This is a genomic window from Arthrobacter sp. NPDC057259 (genome assembly GCF_042668995.1).
Taxonomy (GTDB): domain Bacteria; phylum Actinomycetota; class Actinomycetes; order Actinomycetales; family Micrococcaceae; genus Arthrobacter.
In genome coordinates, this window is sequence record NZ_JBHUYA010000016.1 from 1 (window position 1) to 2260 (window position 2260).

General features: G+C 54.4%; 1 rRNA gene. It reads left to right on the top strand.

Going from position 1 to position 2260, the window contains the following annotated elements:
- Nucleotides 1-2260, top strand: a 23S ribosomal RNA gene (locus ACFUCU_RS16220); the annotation flags it as partial.

Below are 2260 nucleotides of genomic sequence, written 5' to 3' on the forward strand. Positions count from 1 at the left end.
CTCTTGAATGTATCCTGAGTACGGCGGAACACGTGAAATTCCGTCGGAATCCGGGAGGACCATCTCCCAAGGCTAAATACTCCCTAGTGACCGATAGTGAACCAGTACCGTGAGGGAAAGGTGAAAAGCACCCCGGAAGGGGAGTGAAAGAGATCCTGAAACCGTGTGCCTACAAGTAGTCAGAGCCCGTTAACGGGTGATGGCGTGCCTTTTGTAGAATGAACCGGCGAGTTACGATCCCGTGCAAGGTTAAGCAGAAGATGCGGAGCCGCAGCGAAAGCGAGTCTGAATAGGGCGAATTGAGTACGTGGTCGTAGACCCGAAACCAGGTGATCTACCCATGTCCAGGGTGAAGTTCAGGTAACACTGAATGGAGGCCCGAACCCACGCACGTTGAAAAGTGCGGGGATGAGGTGTGGGTAGGGGTGAAATGCCAATCGAACCTGGAGATAGCTGGTTCTCTCCGAAATAGCTTTAGGGCTAGCCTCAAGGTAAGAGTCTTGGAGGTAGAGCACTGATTGGACTAGGGGCCCCTACCGGGTTACCGAATTCAGTCAAACTCCGAATGCCGATGACTTATCCTTGGGAGTCAGACTGCGAGTGATAAGATCCGTAGTCGAAAGGGAAACAGCCCAGACCGCCAGCTAAGGTCCCAAAGTATACGTTAAGTGGAAAAGGATGTGGAGTTGCTTAGACAACCAGGATGTTGGCTTAGAAGCAGCCACCATTTAAAGAGTGCGTAATAGCTCACTGGTCGAGTGACTCTGCGCCGAAAATGTACCGGGGCTAAACGTATCACCGAAGCTGCGGACTGTTCTTCGAACAGTGGTAGGAGAGCGTTCTAAGGGCTGTGAAGCAAGACCGGAAGGACTTGTGGAGCGCTTAGAAGTGAGAATGCCGGTATGAGTAGCGAAAGAGGGGTGAGAATCCCCTCCACCGAATGCCTAAGGTTTCCTGAGGAAGGCTCGTCCGCTCAGGGTTAGTCGGGACCTAAGCCGAGGCCGAAAGGCGTAGGCGATGGACAACAGGTTGATATTCCTGTACCACCTCCTCACCATTTGAGCAATGGGGGGACGCAGGAGGATAGGGTAAGCGCGGTATTGGATATCCGCGTCCAAGCAGTTAGGCTGGGAAATAGGCAAATCCGTTTCCCGTGAAGGCTGAGCTGTGATGGCGAGCGAATTATAGTAGCGAAGTTCCTGATTCCACACTGCCAAGAAAAGCCTCTAGCGAGGTGAGAGGTGCCCGTACCGCAAACCGACACAGGTAGGCGAGGAGAGAATCCTAAGGTGATCGAGAGAACTCTCGTTAAGGAACTCGGCAAAATGACCCCGTAACTTCGGGAGAAGGGGTGCTCTGTTAGGGTGCAAGCCCGAGAGAGCCGCAGTGAATAGGCCCAGGCGACTGTTTAGCAAAAACACAGGTCTCTGCGAAGCCGTAAGGCGAAGTATAGGGGCTGACGCCTGCCCGGTGCTGGAAGGTTAAGAGGAGCGCTTAGCGTAAGCGAAGGTGCGAATTGAAGCCCCAGTAAACGGCGGCCGTAACTATAACGGTCCTAAGGTAGCGAAATTCCTTGTCGGGTAAGTTCCGACCCGCACGAAAGGCGCAACGATCTGGGCACTGTCTCAACGAGAGACTCGGTGAAATTATAGTACCTGTGAAGATGCAGGTTACCCGCGACAGGACGGAAAGACCCCGTGGAGCTTTACTGCAGCCTGATATTGAATGTTGGTACAGCTTGTACAGGATAGGTAGGAGCCTTGGAAACCGGAGCGCCAGCTTCGGTGGAGGCATCGGTGGGATACTACCCTGGCTGTATTGACCTTCTAACCCGCCGCCCTTATCGGGCGGGGAGACAGTGTCAGGTGGGCAGTTTGACTGGGGCGGTCGCCTCCTAAAAGGTAACGGAGGCGCCCAAAGGTTCCCTCAGAATGGTTGGAAATCATTCGCAGAGTGTAAAGGCACAAGGGAGCTTGACTGCGAGACCTACAAGTCGAGCAGGGACGAAAGTCGGGCTTAGTGATCCGGTGGTTCCGCATGGAAGGGCCATCGCTCAACGGATAAAAGCTACCCCGGGGATAACAGGCTTATCTCCCCCAAGAGTCCACATCGACGGGGAGGTTTGGCACCTCGATGTCGGCTCATCGCATCCTGGGGCTGTAGTCGGTCCCAAGGGTTGGGCTGTTCGCCCATTAAAGCGGTACGCGAGCTGGGTTTAGAACGTCGTGAGACAGTTCGGTCCCTATCCGCTGCGCGCGCA